General features: G+C 39.3%; 2 protein-coding genes and 1 pseudogene. All 3 read left to right on the top strand.

The features are described from left to right. Nucleotides 1-173, top strand: a pseudogene (locus BZG75_RS15440) (ISAs1 family transposase); the annotation flags it as partial. 518 nt (nucleotides 174-691) lie between these two features. Further along, nucleotides 692-1,309, top strand: a complete 618-nt coding sequence (locus tag BZG75_RS15115; RefSeq protein WP_077461945.1) for a DUF6037 family protein — start codon at nucleotides 692-694, stop codon at nucleotides 1,307-1,309. A gap of 95 nt (nucleotides 1,310-1,404) precedes the next feature. Next, nucleotides 1,405-1,549 (top strand): transposase (locus tag BZG75_RS15110; RefSeq protein ID WP_158009986.1); only part of this gene is annotated, 145 nt, incomplete at its 3' end.

The raw sequence follows: 1,549 nt of genomic DNA, 5'->3' as shown, positions 1-1,549 counted from the left end.
ACGCATGCCGAATTAGGGTAGATGACCGAGCGGAAGTTTTTGCACGAATAAGGCAGATGGTTTTGAATTTATTAAAGCAAGAGAAGAGTTTCAAAGCCGGCATCCAACGCAAGCGAATGATGTGTGCGATGGACCAAGATTACTTAGCGACCGTGCTGGGAAGCCTTTCATGACGCGGATGTTCATGCGTTTTCCGTGCTTATTGTCCAATTAATCGGAAAACTTGAAAAGAAACACTTTCCACCACATCCGGTGAAGAGCCATAGAGAACCAGCTTATCGCCTCGAGCACCGCAATGGCATGCACGTTTTGTCATCATGCATTCACACTTTCTCAGTGCGAGAAGCTATAAGTTAAGCATAATCAATGTGTTAGAAATGTAAGTGCAGTGATAATGTGCACGCCTCACCAGTGATAGGCGGCATGCACACTTTCTCGAGAAAGAGACAGACATCAAAAGCGAAAAATTATTTAATAACAGACAGTTAAGAAAGAAAAGACGCATGTAACGGTTTTGGGAAAGTGAGCGTGCGCGCTAATACAATGTTATATTTTCGGTCAAACTCACAATCCAGAAAATGAACGGGTCTTGTCTTGAAAGTGTGAACTCTTTCTCACTCTACACGCTGTACAGTTAAGGAGACTTAGATTGTAATGTTTACAACTATTGTAGATATTAAATGGTAACGATATGAACGTATTAGAAAATCTTAGAGTACTCAAAAAAGACATGGAAAGTAATGGCTGGGTGATCGATGCGTTTCCATTCACATTTAAAGCAATAGACTATATTGCTTTGGTCAAATTATATGATGAAAATGATGCTCAGAGACCAGAATATGCATTGTTAGAGCTCGAGTTTTTGAAAAAGAATAACATTTCAGACAACTTAGTTGCGCCAGCTAACACAACTAAGCTTCTGATTACGGCTCAAGAGCTTCGAGCATATTTTGGTATTGAGTGGTCACAAAATCTGCGTGATATCTTAAGCCAATTTTATGAATATCTCTCTGGATTTATCCCTTTGTCTGTTGGTTTACACAGATCTCGAGAAGTAGATGTCGCTATGGTTGAATCTTTGTCAAAGAGTGATAGTCAAGATCCAAGAAAAAGATACTGTTTTTCAGCTAAGAGAAATTCTAACGAAAGGAATAGAACCCAGTATAACGACAACAAAACGCGAATATTAAGACCAATTTTATACTCGAAACTATCAGGTGATCCTAAAGTAAGCTTTAACTACTCGTTAGAAGAGAGTAAGGAAAAATCTGATTCAGAAATAATCAGTAATTTTAGTTCCAATCACTAATTAACCGCTGGAAAAAAATATAACAAAGCATTCAAGAGTGATTCTGGACTTGATCCGTTTTACTGGACACGCATCGACGACCTGAGGAGGTCAGTATGCCAGCCTATAAAACGGGTAAAAAGACAGCGCAATATTCACTAGACTTCAAACTAAAAGCGGTTGAATGGAGCTATGAGACGCATCGAACAGTGAAGTCGGTTGCAGAGGCGCTTGATATCCATCCATTCATGCTATCGAAAT

Origin of the sequence: Salinivibrio sp. AR640 (genome assembly GCF_001995405.1) — a bacterium.
Classification (GTDB): domain Bacteria; phylum Pseudomonadota; class Gammaproteobacteria; order Enterobacterales; family Vibrionaceae; genus Salinivibrio; species Salinivibrio costicola.
The sequence above is the reverse complement of the archived record's forward strand: the minus strand, read 5'-3'. Positions and strand labels throughout refer to the sequence as shown.